Annotated in this window: 11 protein-coding genes and 2 pseudogenes; 9 read left to right on the plus strand and 4 right to left on the minus strand. The window is 65.5% G+C overall.

Going from position 1 to position 14,474, the window contains the following annotated elements; genetic code table 11:
* The first annotated feature begins 670 nt into the window (after nt 1-670).
* Entirely contained in the window at nt 671-1,504 is an 834-nt protein-coding gene (locus KQY30_RS16295; RefSeq protein WP_217307443.1) for a hypothetical protein, read from the plus strand.
* A 720-nt stretch (nt 1,505-2,224) separates the two neighbouring features.
* On the plus strand, nt 2,225-3,403 hold the full coding sequence (locus tag KQY30_RS16300; RefSeq protein ID WP_217307444.1) for a hypothetical protein: 1,179 nt from the start codon (nt 2,225-2,227) through the stop codon (nt 3,401-3,403).
* A 511-nt stretch (nt 3,404-3,914) separates the two neighbouring features.
* On the opposite strand, the gene KQY30_RS16305 is transcribed toward KQY30_RS16300, so the two are convergent.
* The gene (locus tag KQY30_RS16305; RefSeq protein WP_254407158.1) at nt 3,915-5,081 is read right to left on the minus strand and encodes a Shedu anti-phage system protein SduA domain-containing protein; all 1,167 of its coding nucleotides are present in this window, start codon (nt 5,079-5,081) and stop codon (nt 3,915-3,917) included.
* Nucleotides 5,082-5,279: 198 nt separating this feature from the next.
* Between KQY30_RS16305 and KQY30_RS16310 the strand changes: the two genes are divergently transcribed.
* Nucleotides 5,280-5,549 carry a type II toxin-antitoxin system Phd/YefM family antitoxin gene (locus KQY30_RS16310; RefSeq protein ID WP_217307446.1) on the plus strand — a complete coding sequence of 90 codons (270 nt, stop codon included), beginning with the start codon at nt 5,280-5,282 and terminating at the stop codon, nt 5,547-5,549.
* Complete coding sequence (locus KQY30_RS16315; protein ID WP_217307447.1) at nt 5,539-5,997, plus strand: type II toxin-antitoxin system VapC family toxin; 459 nt, start codon at nt 5,539-5,541, stop codon at nt 5,995-5,997. Before KQY30_RS16310 ends, KQY30_RS16315 begins: the two co-directional genes overlap by 11 nt.
* A 446-nt stretch (nt 5,998-6,443) precedes the next feature.
* Here KQY30_RS16315 and KQY30_RS36455 read toward each other — a convergent pair.
* Nucleotides 6,444-7,231 (minus strand): annotated as a pseudogene (locus KQY30_RS36455) (tyrosine-type recombinase/integrase); the annotation flags it as partial.
* 702 nt (nt 7,232-7,933) lie between these two features.
* Here KQY30_RS36455 and KQY30_RS16330 point away from each other — a divergent pair.
* The 4 genes and pseudogenes from KQY30_RS16330 to KQY30_RS16345 form a co-directional block, all read left to right on the plus strand.
* Nucleotides 7,934-8,227, plus strand: a pseudogene (locus KQY30_RS16330) (hypothetical protein); the annotation flags it as partial.
* A 34-nt stretch (nt 8,228-8,261) separates the two neighbouring features.
* The gene (locus tag KQY30_RS37440; protein ID WP_217311098.1) at nt 8,262-8,387 is read left to right on the plus strand and encodes a pentapeptide repeat-containing protein; all 126 of its coding nucleotides are present in this window, start codon (nt 8,262-8,264) and stop codon (nt 8,385-8,387) included.
* A gap of 709 nt (nt 8,388-9,096) precedes the next feature.
* A complete protein-coding gene (locus tag KQY30_RS16340; RefSeq protein WP_217307450.1) occupies nt 9,097-10,029 on the plus strand; it encodes a hypothetical protein in 933 nt (310 codons plus the stop codon).
* Between the two features lie 145 nt (nt 10,030-10,174).
* The gene (locus KQY30_RS16345; RefSeq protein WP_254407604.1) at nt 10,175-10,402 is read left to right on the plus strand and encodes a hypothetical protein; all 228 of its coding nucleotides are present in this window, start codon (nt 10,175-10,177) and stop codon (nt 10,400-10,402) included.
* Here the strand turns inward: KQY30_RS16345 and KQY30_RS16350 are convergent, their stop codons facing one another.
* Nucleotides 10,403-10,807 (minus strand): transposase, encoded by a 405-nt coding sequence (locus KQY30_RS16350; RefSeq protein WP_254407159.1) that lies wholly within the window; start codon nt 10,805-10,807, stop codon nt 10,403-10,405.
* A gap of 1,455 nt (nt 10,808-12,262) precedes the next feature.
* On the opposite strand from KQY30_RS16350, the gene KQY30_RS16355 reads away from it, so the two are divergent.
* Nucleotides 12,263-13,096, plus strand: coding sequence for a PIG-L family deacetylase (locus KQY30_RS16355; RefSeq protein ID WP_217307452.1), 834 nt, complete (start codon nt 12,263-12,265; stop codon nt 13,094-13,096).
* Nucleotides 13,097-13,766: 670 nt separating this feature from the next.
* Here KQY30_RS16355 and KQY30_RS16360 read toward each other — a convergent pair.
* A complete protein-coding gene (locus KQY30_RS16360; RefSeq protein WP_254407160.1) occupies nt 13,767-14,447 on the minus strand; it encodes a hypothetical protein in 681 nt (226 codons plus the stop codon).
* Between the last annotated feature and the right edge of the window lie 27 nt (nt 14,448-14,474).

Below are 14,474 nucleotides of genomic sequence, written 5' to 3' on the forward strand. Positions count from 1 at the left end.
CGCCTCCGTACAGCACCGTTCAGGCAACCCTTCTTCACGTTCTCCACCGCAGGTCGGAACGCTCCCGTAAGCACCAGAACCCTCAGGTGAACATTTCGAATCGGAATCCTGCTGTACAGCAGCGAAGTACAGCAACCACAGCAACCGACCACATCCCATGGCTCCCCTCAGAACCCCAGCAGCAGCCTGTATGGACGTCGTTGACCGAGCTGGCTAGAGCTACGGATCAGAGGTTGCCGCCGTAGGTGTCGAAAGACGTCTCCACTTGCAACAAGGCTCCTGTCTCCGCCCCGCTCCAGCCGGGCCGGCGCCCGTACCGCGCTCACAGCTATCAGCCGCCTGATCTCAGAGAAGGGGTGCGTCGTGGCTGGGGCGGTCGGCTCCACGGCTCTAGGCAGCCGCTTTGGCGCGAGCCTCGAATATCATGGCCCCAACGTCATGCCTCACCGGACAGGTCCACAGACTGCCCGACGCGCCGGAAGCTTACGGGGCCATGACCACCCGCGCCAAAGCAGCTCCAGCCCAAAGCCGTTCCGCCGACCTCGTACTACTGGCAGAATCATCGACACTGGCTAAGCCATGAGGTACACAAAAGCATGAGCAGAAAGCGCGAAAGTCGATTCATTAGGAATTACCAGCAAAGCTAATGAAAGCGAGGGAGCTTCACCGGATGAACACCGCAGAATTTTCCGATCTGATTGATTACCACCCGAGCCAACTAGCGTCACGAAATGAACACCATCGATTTGAGCGACTGTGTACCGAAATTGCTCGACGCCGCATAGCTACGAATTTACTGGTATCCACTGGACCGGTGAGCGCAGGTGGCGACGGGGGAAGGGATGCGGAAAGTTTCGAAAGCGCACTTCCATACGAAGTCTCCACCTGGTTTTCCCTTCGGGCTACCACCGCGACCGTGGCCGTAGCTTGCAGCCTCGAAAAAGAGTATGCCAAGAAGATAAGAAACGATGTGGCAAGAATCGCTGCATCTTCGGACCGTAAATTCAACCGAATCATATTCTTCTCCAATCAGCCTATCCCGTCCGGCAAGAGAATGAAACTCACCAAAGAACTATCCCTCAATGAGTGCACGCTAGCCATTTGGGATCGCGCCGCAATATCTCATGCCCTATCGGAGCCGGACATGCACTGGGTAGCCCACCATTATCTAGACATTCCGGCAGAGTTGGTGGAAAGCGTACAACCGACAGAAGACCCAGAAGGCGTCCCAATGGAAGAAATATATTATGTGCCGGGACAAGCTCTTGCAGATGTAATCCATTCCGCCCTGACGATACCGAAAAATCATAGCTACTCCACTTCCATCGAACTAACGGAGCTACAGCGTCGATATGTGGCTCTGCATCTTTCCTTAGATGGACTTCCTCTTACCAGGCAGCACGCTTATGAATTGAGTCGAAAATCCGACGAGGCGGCGAAGAATCTGCGTGATGTGGGAAGCTCCGGCGCGGAAGCGCTTAGGGCGATGGGACTACTTGACTAAATTGCTTCGGGTCAAAGACGGGTCGCCGCGGCCGAGATGCGCTGATGACCTGAGCGGCTCCTGTCGCCTGGTTGTGACCTGCCCGCTCTCCCTGCCCAACACGTCCGCCCTTGAGCGATAGCCGTGAGTGTCTAACTGCGTGACGACGCCCTAGGACGGCGGACAACGGCGCACACCTGCGGACTATCACAGCAGGCGAGGGCCACACCGGCCCAAAGCCGAGCCCCGGCCCAAGTTGCCTCGGGACGAAGCGGTCGTCGCCCGACCTCGTGCCCGATCCGTGCCCGAAGGTGCGGTAAACCGCAGTCAACAGCGGGCGCCGGACCGAGCGCTGCGGTTCGCATGAGCGCCCGTTGACGCTGGTCAGAGGGTCACCCGTGCCCGAAGGAGTGGTGTTTCCCAAGCTCAGAGCTCAAGTTCGGTTCTCGTCCCCCTCGGCGGACCGCTTCGCCGAGCGCGACGCGGATGGTGCGGTGGGCTTGGTGGGCGGTGGCGGGCTTGCTGCGACCGTCTTGCATCATCTTGCAAAGAGCGCTCCAGGCGCTCCCGACTCAAGCTTGATGAGCCGATGGGCGCCCAGCCGGTATGAGGTGGACGCGGACCGCGACCTCATAGTGAGGCCGAACGGCAAAGGTCGTATGCCCCAATGAGCCACCCCTCGGATGCAGCTTGTGGTTTCCTGTCACCCGGTCGCGAAGATCCGAGCGCGGGGTGGAGCCGATGTCGTTGACATCCCAACTACAGGACGGGGAGATCGGCCGCTGGTGCACGCGCCGGTTGACCGGTACGGCGGAGGTCGCCGCGCTGCTGCCGAAAGCGGTGCGAGGGCGGCGGACGGTGTTCCCCCGCGGTCAGGTCGACGGCCGGCACTGGGCAGCGGTCGGCGGCGCGTTCGGCGCCCGCTTGGCCGCTCTGGTGCAGCCCGCTCCGCCGTACTACGCACTGCACGGACTCGTAGCGGCAGGACTGGCCCGCCGGGAGTGGGCGGACGAGCAGGCGGCCCAATATCCGACGCACGCCGGGCTCGGCGCGGCGCAGCGAGGGAAGGCGCTGGACGTGCGGCCGACCGTCACGGGCTGGCTGGACCTGGTGCCCGGGGCGGGACCCTCGGCGCAACGCAGCGAACTGCAAGCAATCGTCAGCAACACCCTGGGCACCAGGTCCGGGCCGAACCTCGCTCTGCCCGCCGAACCGGTACTGGCCGACTTCCTGGAGCGCACCCGGACCTACGCCGAGCGGCACGCCCCACTCGGTCAGCTCGGCACCCCGGGCGCCGAGGCCGGACTCGCCAGGAGCTACTGGCTGTTGGAGATGTTCGAGAGCGTCTACCGCTCCGGGGCAGTGGACGAGTCGATGCACCAGGTCTTCCGGCCCGGTGTCCCAACGGTCGAGGTGATGCGGGCGGCCGCAAGTGAGCCGGTGGTCGAGGAGCTGGCGCGGCTGGCAGAGCAGACACAAAGTTACGGCGCCCTGGCCGAGTTACGCCGGCTCGCCGGAAACCCCGCCCCTGGCCAGCCGTTGGGCATAGCGGGCCCGGTCCTCGTCAGCCACTGGGCCGATGGCGACCTGCTGATATCCGGCCCCGAAGGTGCCACTCTGATCGACGTCAAGACAGTGGTCAAGACCGACCGACCGGACCGCTCCTCCCGCTGGCTGTGGCAACTCCTGTGCTATGCCTGGCTCGACACCACCGACCGCTACCGCATCCGCAATGTGGCCTTCTACTTCGCCCGCCACGGCGCCCTCGTCACCTGGCCGCTTACCGAATTCACCAATCTGCTCCTGGGCGGCACAGACCCCCACGAAGCCCGCACAGAGTTCATTACAGCGGCAACGAGAGCCATAACGAGCGAAGGAGCACGACTGCCGACTCCGCAGGCTGACCTGCCGCCGACGTGAACCTCGTGCGAGATGCAGTTCAGCCGTACGACCCTCACCTGTATCACCAAGCCGTAGCTTCGAGGACGTCAGGATCGCCAGGGCTCGTGCAACGAGGTATTCGCGCTGGGGCAGCGTCGCGCTTCGCGCCACGGGATGCTTCGCTCGAGCACACCGCTTCGTGGCCCCGAACGCGACGCTCCCCGCCGTACCGGCCAACGTCGCCCGAGCCGTCTTCGTATGCGCCCAGTCGCAGGCCAGCCCTATCCCAGCCCTTCAGTGGGGTACACCAAGGTCAGAAGCGGTCGATTCAGCAGGTCGCAGCGCAGGCCGAGGACCCTGGTTATCCCTGGTCAGAGCCCTGATGCGCTCCTGGGCGCCGCTGATTCCCAAGCTCAGAGCGCGAGTTCGATTCTCGCCACCCGCTCCACGCTCAGCTCCATGGCCACAGCCTGGGGCTGCGCAGGCCGCGCATGGCTATTTTGGTAGAGAAACGAGTAGCGTAAGTGGCGGGCGAGTCGGCGGGCGGCGGCTACGCCGAAGGCGTGCTGCCCAGGGAACGCTCGGCGTTGTCGACCAGCTCCTTGTAAGTAAGCACCTCGACGCGATTGACGTGTGTATTGAGGGTGCGAAGTGCCTCGTTGATCGACTCTTCCGGCACGGAGGGTTGGACCGAGGGGTGTCCGATAAGGACCATCGCGCTGGCCCGGCGGGTCTCGATCCCGAGCTCCTCGCGGAGCCGGTGACGGTTCTCGTCCAAGCCGACCAGATAGTTCACTGCCTGGCCGACGGCGTTGTGCACCTGAGCCGTGGGAACCCACGAACCGCGGTACTTCTTCACCAGTGGGCCGGCCAAGCTTGCGGCGCGCTTCAGTTCGACCACATGCAGCGCTCCGTCACCACGAATCAGAGGGATGTCGACTTCGTCGCCTGGCACAAGCCTACGGTGGGCGGCCTCCCCCACGAACCGCCCGCCGAAGATCCAGTGTTGTCCTTCCAGGGCTTGCTGTAGCGCGTGTTCGGAAGCCGTGGTGTCCTCCACAACTGCACGCAAAGCCTCCAGGCCCGCCGCTCGCCGCTGCAACTCCGCCGCTCTTAGAACCATTTGCCCCTCCGTGTCGGCGGCAAGAAGGGCGACGGCGGCGGGTGACGTGGCGATCCGGCGGGCGGCCTCTGCCGGATCCTCGATGTCCACCCGTTCACGCAGGACACGTTCCAGCCACACCGCCATCTCTGCCCGGCCGCGGAGAACGCGGTACCGCCCCGGGCGGCCCTCAGGAGCGTCGAGAAACCGCGCGTCCTCCGAGAGTGAGCCGAAGTGCGCGATCAGATCGTCCACTCCGGCCCGCGGGTGTTCATCCACGTACTCACGGCTCGCCTCCGCGACGAACCTGAAGGAGTTCCACAGCATGTTCGCGGCGAACTCCCGCAGGTTCTCATTGCGTACGCCGTCCTGAAACAGGCGATACCGCTCGTCGAAGTCAGGCTGGAGAATCCGCCCCTCGGCGTAGTCCAAAGAGTCCTGGACCAGCCGGACGACCTGCCACTCTCCGACATCCGCCGCGCGCCGACGAGTCGCTTCCAGCATCTGGATGAGGGCCTTCCCACCTCTGCGATGGCCTCCACTTCCACTGTTCATATGGGCGCGCGCCGAGACGAGCGCAGCCTTCACGTCCGGGTGAACTGTCGCCTCCAGCACACACTCCAGCTGCAAATCCAAAGAGAAATCTGATCTAACACTCATGCGACGAGTCTGACCGAAGGGTCCGACAGCCGGGCCCCCACCGCGACGCCGTATCTCGCTCGGGCGCCGGCGACACCGATCGGCATTCCCGCTCACGCTCGCCCGCACCCGAGCTTCGGAGCACATGGTGCTACAGAGTGCTACCCTGGAGCAATGTCAGCCCAGCGTGAAATCACCCAACGTGACCTGCGTAGCCGTTCCAAAGAGATCATGGACGCCGTCCAGGGCGGGCAGTCCTTCACCGTCACTCGCGACGGTCACCGGATCGGCGAACTGATCCCGTTGCGTAGGCGTCGGCGGTTCGTCCCACGTTCGGAGTTCGCCGCCATGTCCCGCACTGCCTCGGACGTCTCCCTGGAGGCGTTCCGGTCCGATCAGGACGCCACGGCCGAGCAGGGGACGGACGACCCCTATGCCCGCTGAATACGCTCAGGGCCTGCTCGACACCAACATCGTGATCCTGCGCAAGTGGCTCGATCCCCAGGAACTCCCTGCCGAGGTGGCGATCAGCGCCATCACCCTGGCCGAACTCTCCGCAGGCCCCCACGAGGTACGCAGGAACGAAGAACAGAAGGACTACGACGAGCACACGGAACGAGGTCGCCGCCTCGACATCCTGCAACGCGCCGAGAGCGAGTTCGACCCCATCCCCTTCGACGCCGAAGCCGCCCGCATCTACGGGAGAGTATGTGCGGCCGTGATCGGCGCCGGCCGCAAACCCCGCCGCCGGATCGCAGATCTCATGATCGCCGCCATTGCCATCGCCGAAGAACTACCGCTCTTCACCACCAACCCTGACGACTACAAGGGCCTCGACGAGCTGCTGACCGTCGTACCCGTCACCCGGCCCACCGTCCTTCACGACCGGTAGGGCCTGCTCGCCGCGCCACTTCCGCACCACGCGCAGCAGTACAGAGCGGTCAACCACGGTCACCAACGACACCGGTCCAAGGGGCACTTCAGGACCATACGTGTAGCTGACCAGCACAGACTGCGAAAGAGCCCCTGTGATTCCCAAGCTCAGAGCGCGAGTTCGATTCTCGTCACCCGCTCCATGACAAACCCCCAGGCCAATGGCCCGAGGGTTATTTGTTGTCTAGACCATTTCGAGGCCGCGTGCCATTCGCCTGCCATAAGAGACCGATTATCGCGCGGAATTGAGAAGCGCAAGCCCGTGGACAACGACCCGACGCCCGGCCATCTCATATCGCGAGATCCATTTCGAGTGACCTGCGCCATACGATGGCCGGATCGTGGATGTTGCGCGGACGTGAAGCGCCGGACCAGCGGAGTGCCGGTCCGGCGCTCAGAGAAGCGTCACGCCTCCGGCAGGGCCGGTCCATCGACGTCACGCGGACGCGGAACGAGTGGGTGGACTGTCGCGCCCTCGCCGGCGCCGTCCGCCGCCTTCACCTGCTGACGGCGTACGTCGGTGTCAATGTCGGCCGCGAGCTTGCGCTGGTGCTCCTTGGTGGAGTGCTGGTACATCAACTGCGCCTTCTCGGACGACTGACCCGCGCGGACCATGAGGTCCTTGAGCTTGGCGCCGGTGTCGGCGGCGAGGGTGTTGCCTGTGTGCCGCGGGTCGTAGAAGCGGAAATCCCCGGGCAGGCCGACCTTGTCGCGCGCCCTGCGCCACTTGCGGCCGAAGGTGGCTCCCCGCAGCGCCGCCCCCTTCTCACCGACGAACACCAGCCGTCAGGGCCAGGCTGGGCGAACCAGTCCAGGTGCCGCCGCACGTCGACGTGCACGAAGGCCGGCAGCACGATCTCCCGCTTACCCGCACGGGACTTGGGGCCCCCCACGACGCGGTGACCGGTGTTCAGCTCGGGTGCGGCACGCCGCACCCATACCGACCCGGCGTCCAGGTCGATGTCGCCCCGCCGCAGCTCGGCCAGTTCCTCCGGGCGCATCGAGGCGAACGCGCCGAGCAGCACCATCAGGCGCCACCGCAGCCCGATCACATCGGCCAGGGCGAAAACCTGCGCGACCGTGGCGACGGGGCGCTCGTCCGCCTCCTCGCGGTCGACGCTGCGGATCCGGCACGGGTTCTTGCGGATCATGTCGTCCTCGACCACCGGCCCCCTGATGGCCTTGAGCAGCCGCTTGGGCAGCTTTGCCGCGTCGTCGGCGAGCGGAAAGAGTCGGCCCCATCGAGGACGACCCCGACCGTGTCGTCGTCCACGGCGGAGCGGCCCAGGTCCGCGGCGTCGCATCCGGCTCCGGCCACGGGCACCTCGTCGGCGGCCTACTCCACTTGAAGCGGCGGAGGCTGGAAACCACAGCGCCGATCCCCGGCCCTACTCAGAACCCGGGGACGGGAAGGAAGCCTGGCCACCACGGCGGTACACCGCTGGGACAGTCATATGTGATGCCACTCCAGAAAAGCGAGATGGCGCACCAGGAAAGGCCAAGGAGTACCAGCACGAGGGCGAGAGCGTGGAGGAGCGGTCGGTTCCCCAGGAGGGCGCCCACCACCACCCAGCCCAGGAGCAGGACAGCCCAGAGGCATGGAATGAAAAGAAAGAAGAGGAAGGTGCTGTTCGCCGCATTGTTCACTCCAGCGTCGCAGGCGCTCAACGCCCTGCCGAGAAGCATGGCCGTAAGCACCGCAAGAACCAGCCCCACCACGGTGCCGAGACATCCATGCAACCGTCGGCTGCCCATGCATCCCCCCATAGCCGTCGGCTCCGGAAATACCTCAGCCGTACGGCGCGTCAATGTACCCACTTGCCCAGCACGTCCTGACCAGCGGGGACCGGCCCGGTCCGTGACGGACGGGTCGGGCCGGTCCCTGGCTACTTGACGGCGCCACGACCGGCTCCGAATGGACTGTCGAGGGCAGGCTCGCGCGCCGGACCGGGCCCGACGGCGCGACCGAGACCTGGACGTACGACGGCGAGGGCAACTGCATCAGGCATACCGACCCCATGGGGCGAGCCACCCGCTTCGAGTACACCCATTTTGATCCGCTCATGGCCCGCACCGACCCGGTCGGCGCCCGCTACGAGTACACCCACGACACCGAGTTGCGGCTGACACGGGTGACCAACCCGCAGGACCTGAGCTGGTCGTACACATACGACGCCGCGGAGCGGCTGCGACCTCTCCGACGCATCGCCGACCGGCGGGAACCTGTCTGACGCATCGCTGAGCGACGCGGACCTGCGGTCCGCTGTGCTGATCTCGGCGAAGACCGACGGAGCGGTGATGACCAATGCCCGTCTGGACGGGGCACGTCATGGCTCCCTGCGGCCCTGAGCCCGGGCCCTGCCGGCCCTGGCCGTGCCGGCCGTTCGCCGCGTCCTCGTAACCCGGGAGGCGAACCGAAGACACTGTCCACCTCGGCGAGCGCGTCGCGCACATCCCATACCGATCGGCCACTGGGGCCGGGCGTCACAGAGCCTCCGACGTTCCACACGAGTCATTCGAGCAGGAACCGCACACGACAGCACACCGCGCACCCGAGGTCCCGCTCCGCACACCGTAACGGCAGACAACCTGGCTCAGACGGAAGGACCAACGCACCCTGCTGCGGGACGTTTTGGGAGGCCCACCCGCACCGCTGCCACACCACATAGGGCGGTGTGCCACGGACAACAGGGGTCCACACCGGTTACCACCCATCAACGCCACACCTCGCCCGACCTGCGAAGATACGCCCCTGAGCGCCCGACCTTCCCAAGCTCAGAGCGCGAGTGGGCGGCGGGGTGGAGCCGTGATCAAGGACTTCTCAGACGCTCACAGCGCCGCATGACGCCTTGTATGGCCGCGTCCTGTCGCCCGGCCCGCCGCCGGCGCCTCCCGGAATGAGGGCCCCGGCCGCTGCCGGCCCGAGCTCTGGTGCAAGACGGCGCTCGCCGGAGGGGACCCCCAGTTACAAAGGCCCGTCCGCATGGAGAAGGATGCGGGGCGGGAGGGGAATTGAATGCGTTCAGAAATGCGGGAGCCGGGGCAGACGAAGGCGCGCGTGAGGGACAGGTTCGGCGCGGTGCTGACGGCTTCGATGTCGGTGCTGTCCGTCGAGGCTGTGATCGGGGCGATGGCGCTCGTCGCATGGGAGCAGACCCAGGAGACCCCGGGCCTTCCCTACAATTCGATGGGGGTCTTCTTCCTGATCGTGATGGCGCCGTTCGTGGCGGCGGCCGCGGCCGTCGTCGGCGCCCTGCTGTCGGTCGGCGTGGTGATGCCGCTCCTGGCCGCGGCCGGATGGCTCGGCCGTCGGCTCTCGGGACACGAGGCGTGGTGGTGGGTCCCGGCACTGGCTGCCGCCGGAACCGCATCGCCGGCCCTGGCCGTTGCGGTACTTGTGGAGGCCGGTCTCTTGGCGGGCCTCGGCGGATGGCTCGCGGTGACGACCGCGCTCGCCGCCGCGGCGCTGGTCGCCCGTAGGCTGCTACTGCCGGACCGCCCGCGGCTCTCCGGTGGCGCGATGTTCGGGCGGGTGGTGCTGTACGGCACGCTCGCCGTCGTCACCGCCGGCACGCTCGTCGGCATCGGCCTGTACGCCGGGATCGGATACGAGCCTCCACGGCTGAGCATGGAACGGGCCATGGGGACGTGGTCCGACGGGAAAGGCGGAACGCTCGTCCTCACGGCGGACGGCAAGGCCACGGCGACCCGCATCGAGACGTTCGAGGACGACGTCCTCGACCCCGTGATGCACAAGTGCAGCGGCACCGGGACCTGGGAGTACGACCCGGGTGCCGGACCGTGGTCCCAGCAGGTGGTCGTGTCCGTCGACGACTGCTCCATGGACAACTGGGAGGTATTCGGGACCCCCGAGCACCCGAAGCTGTTCGTCTACATCGGCGACCCCGACAGCTGGGACCTCTACATCCTTCAACGCCGCGACCAGGACATGCCTTGGAGGCCGCTGATCGGCAACAGTGTGGCGGGCTGAAGCGTCTGGACAATAAGGGGCTCAGCTTGGGCCGGATTGGTTGAGGGAGCTTGTGGAGCGGAGTATGGAGGAACGAGACGGTGCGGGTCGAGAGCTGAACGCGTACGAGCGGGTCCTCGCGGAGGACCGTCGAGTCGTGCGTGAGATGCTCCGTGCGAGCATCGGCGGTGCCCACGCCGGGCTTACCGTAACGATCTTCATCGTGGCCTTGTTCACTGCCGTTGGCGGTGCCCTGTGGGCTGTGATCGTCGGTGGAGCAGTTGCGTTCTGGTTCATCGCCGCCCTTTTCGTGACTGTCCGCCGTGGCCGCCGCGGGCGGGCCGCAGTCACGCGCGCTTACCTACTGACTTTCGGCTGGGCCAGTTGGCTGTGATCACGACGGGGGTTTTGGGCTGGCACGAGCGTGCGGCATCGGAAGTCCTGCCGGTCGCAGCCATTCGCCGATCGCGGCGATAAGGACGGTGGCCTCGAAGCGGACTGCGAGTTTGTCGAACCGGGTGGCCATCACACGGTTTCGCTTGAGCCGGTTGATCCCGCACTCGACCGCGTGCCGGGCCTTGTAGTCCTCGCGGTCGAAGACCGGAGGCCGCCCGCCGACCTTCCCACGCCACGCTCGGTTCCTGACCTGGTCGGCCAACTCTGGGGTCGTGCAACGGATCCCGCGCTTACGCAGATAGGCCCGGTTGGCGCAATAGGAGTACGCCTTGTCGCCCCACACACCCCAGCGGACGAACACGAGGACGACCAGGTCCGACGCGAGGGAGCCGGATGCCTTCAAGGACAGCCGTCACCCCACCAGGGGCAACAACGTAATACCGAATCGCCGGCCCTCATAAATCCAGGCGGGTTCGCAACGGTTGCTTAGGTTGACCAACGGTGTGCGTACCGGGGTCCTCATCAACCCAGGAGAGTTCGCAACCGAGCGACCCCTGCCTGAGCGCTCCAGCGTGCCCTCCGGTCGTCATCACCCCAGGAGAGTTCGCAACTACCGGTTCTGCCCGGTCGCGTCCGCGTGTGCGGTGGTCCTCATCAGTCCAGGAGAGTTCGCACACCGGTCCGAGAGGGAGATGGCGCCGATTCGTGCGGCCCCGGCCAACGGCCGTCAAGCAGCACTGACCTGTCATTCAAAGAGCACAGCCCAGCAGGGATACCTTCTGTCACCTTTTCAACAGCGACACACAAGTGGCGCTTATCCATCTCGCACCGCTGCCGCACCAGTCAAGGCGATATACCACGGCCAGCCGGAGCACGTAATAGCTACTCCGCAGATCACAACCCAACAGCCACGTGAGGCGCTGACCTGCGAAGAGGCAAACAAAGCGCCAGTAATTCCCAAGCTCAGAGCGCGAGTTCGATTCTCGTCACCCGCTCCAAAGAAGCCCCAGGTCAGAGACCTGGGGTTCGATTGTTTGTCCAGATCTCTCAAAAGCCTGCGCGTCGTTCTGCCCGCCATAAGTGCCCTGCGGGGGAGCCAGGTTGGCCACTGGGCAGCGCGTCGGGAGCCGGGTGGGGGGCACGAGCCGGCGGGCGGCGCCGGTCGAGCCCGGTGCCGGACGCGGGCCTACTGGCATGCGGCGCAGCGGAAGGCTGCGTCATTGGCGCTGGCGCCTGCGTCGGCGCCTCGGTGGAGTGCCGGTAGATCGGCTGAGCCCGCTCGGACGGCTGGCCCCCGCGAGCCATCAGGTCCTTCAGCCTGGCGCCGTTGTCGGCGGCGAGGTTCCCAGGGTGCCGCAGGTCGTAGAAGCGAAACTCCTTCGGCATGCCGATCGCGACGCGGGCAGCAGGCCACTCCCGGCTGATGCCGGCGCCGAGGAGGGCCGCACCCCGCTCACCCACGTCGACGAGGCCGTACGGCCCGCATGGCCAGCCCTTCGTGGTTTTCTCCTGTCGGCCCCGGCGAACTGACCTCTGGGACCGCCGTACGGTTTCAGACTTCGTGTCGGAATCTCACAGCGGGTGCCGGACGGAAGTCGGACCCGACGTGGCGCTGAGACGTGCAGGTCGTGTCTGTACCTAGTTCGCGTAGAAACGTCGGCGCCTGGAAAGCCGAGGTAGCCGCGCCGGGAACAGCCGGCGCGGTCGGCACGGTTGCATCGACCGAGGGACCGGCGCCGCACGGGCGGGGAACGCGGAGACCACGAGGTCGTCCGCCCCACCTGGATCCGGGTTCTCGGGGTCGCGGTACGCCCGCCGCCACTCGGACCAAGACGTATTTCTACAGAGGACTTGCTCTATGACTGACCGGCCCCTGACGCTCATGGCAGTACACGCCCATCCTGACGACGAGGCCACCGGAACCGGCGGGGTCCTCGCGCGGTACGCGGCGGAAGGCATCCGCACGGTTCTCGTGACGTGTACCGATGGCAGCTGCGGTGACGGACCGGGAGGTGTCAAGCCGGGCGATCCCGGTCACGATCCGGCGGCCGTCGCCTTGCTGCGCCGCCAAGAACTTGAGGCGAGCTGCGACGTCCTGAAGGTCAGCGATCTGGAGATGCTGGACTATGCCGACTCCGGGATGATGGGTTGGCCGAGCAACGACGCCCCCGGATCCTTCTGGCAGACCCCCGTGGAGAAAGGCGCCGCCCGGCTTGCGGAACTCATGCGGCATTACCGACCCGATGTGGTCGTCACCTACGACGAGAACGGCTTCTACGGTCACCCCGACCACATCCAGGCGCACCGCATCACAATGGCGGCGCTGGAGATGACCGCGCTGACACCGAAGGTGTACTGGACGACGATGCCCCGCTCGATGATGCAGCGGTTCGGGGAGACAATGCGCGAGTTTCAGGAGGACATGCCGGAGCCGGATCCTGCCGAGGCCGCCGCGATGGCCAAGATCGGCCTCCCCGACGATGAGGTCACCACGTGGGTGGACACCACCGCGTTCAGCGGTCAGAAGTTCGACGCGCTGGCCGCGCACGCCAGTCAGGGCGAGAACATCTTCTTCCTCAAGATGGGCAAGGAGAGGTTCGGCGAGCTGATGGGCATGGAGACCTTCGTACGCGTCCAGGACGCCACCGAGGCGGCCGTACCCGAGAACGATCTCTTCGCCGGACTACGCTGATCCGCCCGCCCGACCGGCCGGGAAAGCAGATCAGCCTCAGCGGATCTACCCTCCCCCCTCTCACTCCGAGGAGCCGCCGCATCCAGGTGGGCCAGCGCCCAGTTCCCCGACCAGACCGACCGTCTCCCAAGACTCAGCACAACGGGGCCGTGCCACAACGTGCCAGTACCGTCGGTACACAGCGGCCACCAGGGGCTTCACCGAAGCCTTGAGTGAACGGCCACAAACAACCATCGCCCCAGGCCAGAGGCCGTTATCTGGCCGAAGTTCGGGGTGATTCCCAAGCTCAGAGCGCGAGTTCGATTCTCGTCCACCGCTCCACGATAAACCCCCAGGTCGATGACCCGGGGGTTATTTGTTGTCTAGACCATTTCCGGGTGAGCCGGCCCTCCGCCAGCCCTATCTGCTGGCAGGGGCCACGTTTGAGTGACTTTCCGCGCCACCTGGGAGCCTTTGGGCGCCAGGCTCCTCAAATGGCGAGACACATTTCATGTGAAGTGGGTCGCACGGATGTGAGCTGTCACGACATTTTGCGGGTGCGATGTCGGCCTCTGGGCTGGTGAGGTCGTGTATTCGACGGTTGTTGGCTCTGGTCAGGCCGGCGACGCAAGCCGAGGCTGTCTGGAGCCGATATAGCTTGGGCTCTCGCTCCTGACCGATGAGAAAGCGCTCATGTCGAGTCGCGACCCCGCGATGGATAGCCGATCTCCCTGATTTCCTCATCCAAGTCAGACAGATCGGTCTCGGCGTTCAACGACGAGACTGTTTCCGGCGTCAGTGGCCGCAAGGCATATACATGACGTACGGCTTCCGGGTCCACGGGAACCTCGTAGTAGTCCTCAGCGAACCGCTGGTATGCCTCAGGCGAACGATCCGCCAGCAGGTGGAACAGCCTCTCCGCCCCGTCAGGGTCGTCATGGCCAGCGGGAAAATCGATCGTTCCGTGCCTCCACTGGCTGTCCGCCACCTCGCGCCACAGGCAGGCAGTAACGACAGGCACGTTGCCCTCGTCGGTGAACGCGGGCTCTTCGACCCACGGCCTGAAGACCGAGGGGACGCTGTCGATCACACCCGGCCAGGGTTCGCCATCGCGTGCATACGGACTCATCGGTGACTCATGGCCGAAACCGCGAACATAGGCACCTACCGGTGAGAAGACGATGGAGTACTCGTCCCCTGAGCCGTTGCGCATCGAGGCCATCTCCTCACCAACGGCCCAGGCGGAGTTGAAGGAGTAGTACCGGTACTCCCAGTCAGGGCTCAGAATCGCGTCGAGCACCGCCAAGGAACGGCACAGATTCCGCAGGTCACCGATGGCGGGAAATCGTCGAGCAACGTCATACACAGTCACGCGCACATCCAACCGCACGCCTCTGAC

Origin of the sequence: Streptomyces sp. GMY02 (assembly GCF_019056675.1) — a bacterium.
GTDB lineage: Bacteria > Actinomycetota > Actinomycetes > Streptomycetales > Streptomycetaceae > Streptomyces > Streptomyces odonnellii.

Bases quoted from the DNA above. Each gene is read 5' to 3' on its own strand.
- KQY30_RS16355 (WP_217307452.1), top strand. From the start codon at position 12,263: ATGACTGACCGGCCCCTGACGCTCATGGCAGTACACGCCCATCCTGAC.
- KQY30_RS16345 (WP_254407604.1), top strand. From the start codon at position 10,175: ATGCTCCGTGCGAGCATCGGCGGTGCCCACGCCGGGCTTACCGTAACG.
- KQY30_RS16310 (WP_217307446.1), top strand. From the start codon at position 5,280: ATGTCAGCCCAGCGTGAAATCACCCAACGTGACCTGCGTAGCCGTTCC.
- KQY30_RS16315 (WP_217307447.1), top strand. From the start codon at position 5,539: ATGCCCGCTGAATACGCTCAGGGCCTGCTCGACACCAACATCGTGATC.
- KQY30_RS16300 (WP_217307444.1), top strand. From the start codon at position 2,225: ATGTCGTTGACATCCCAACTACAGGACGGGGAGATCGGCCGCTGGTGC.
- KQY30_RS16295 (WP_217307443.1), top strand. From the start codon at position 671: ATGAACACCGCAGAATTTTCCGATCTGATTGATTACCACCCGAGCCAA.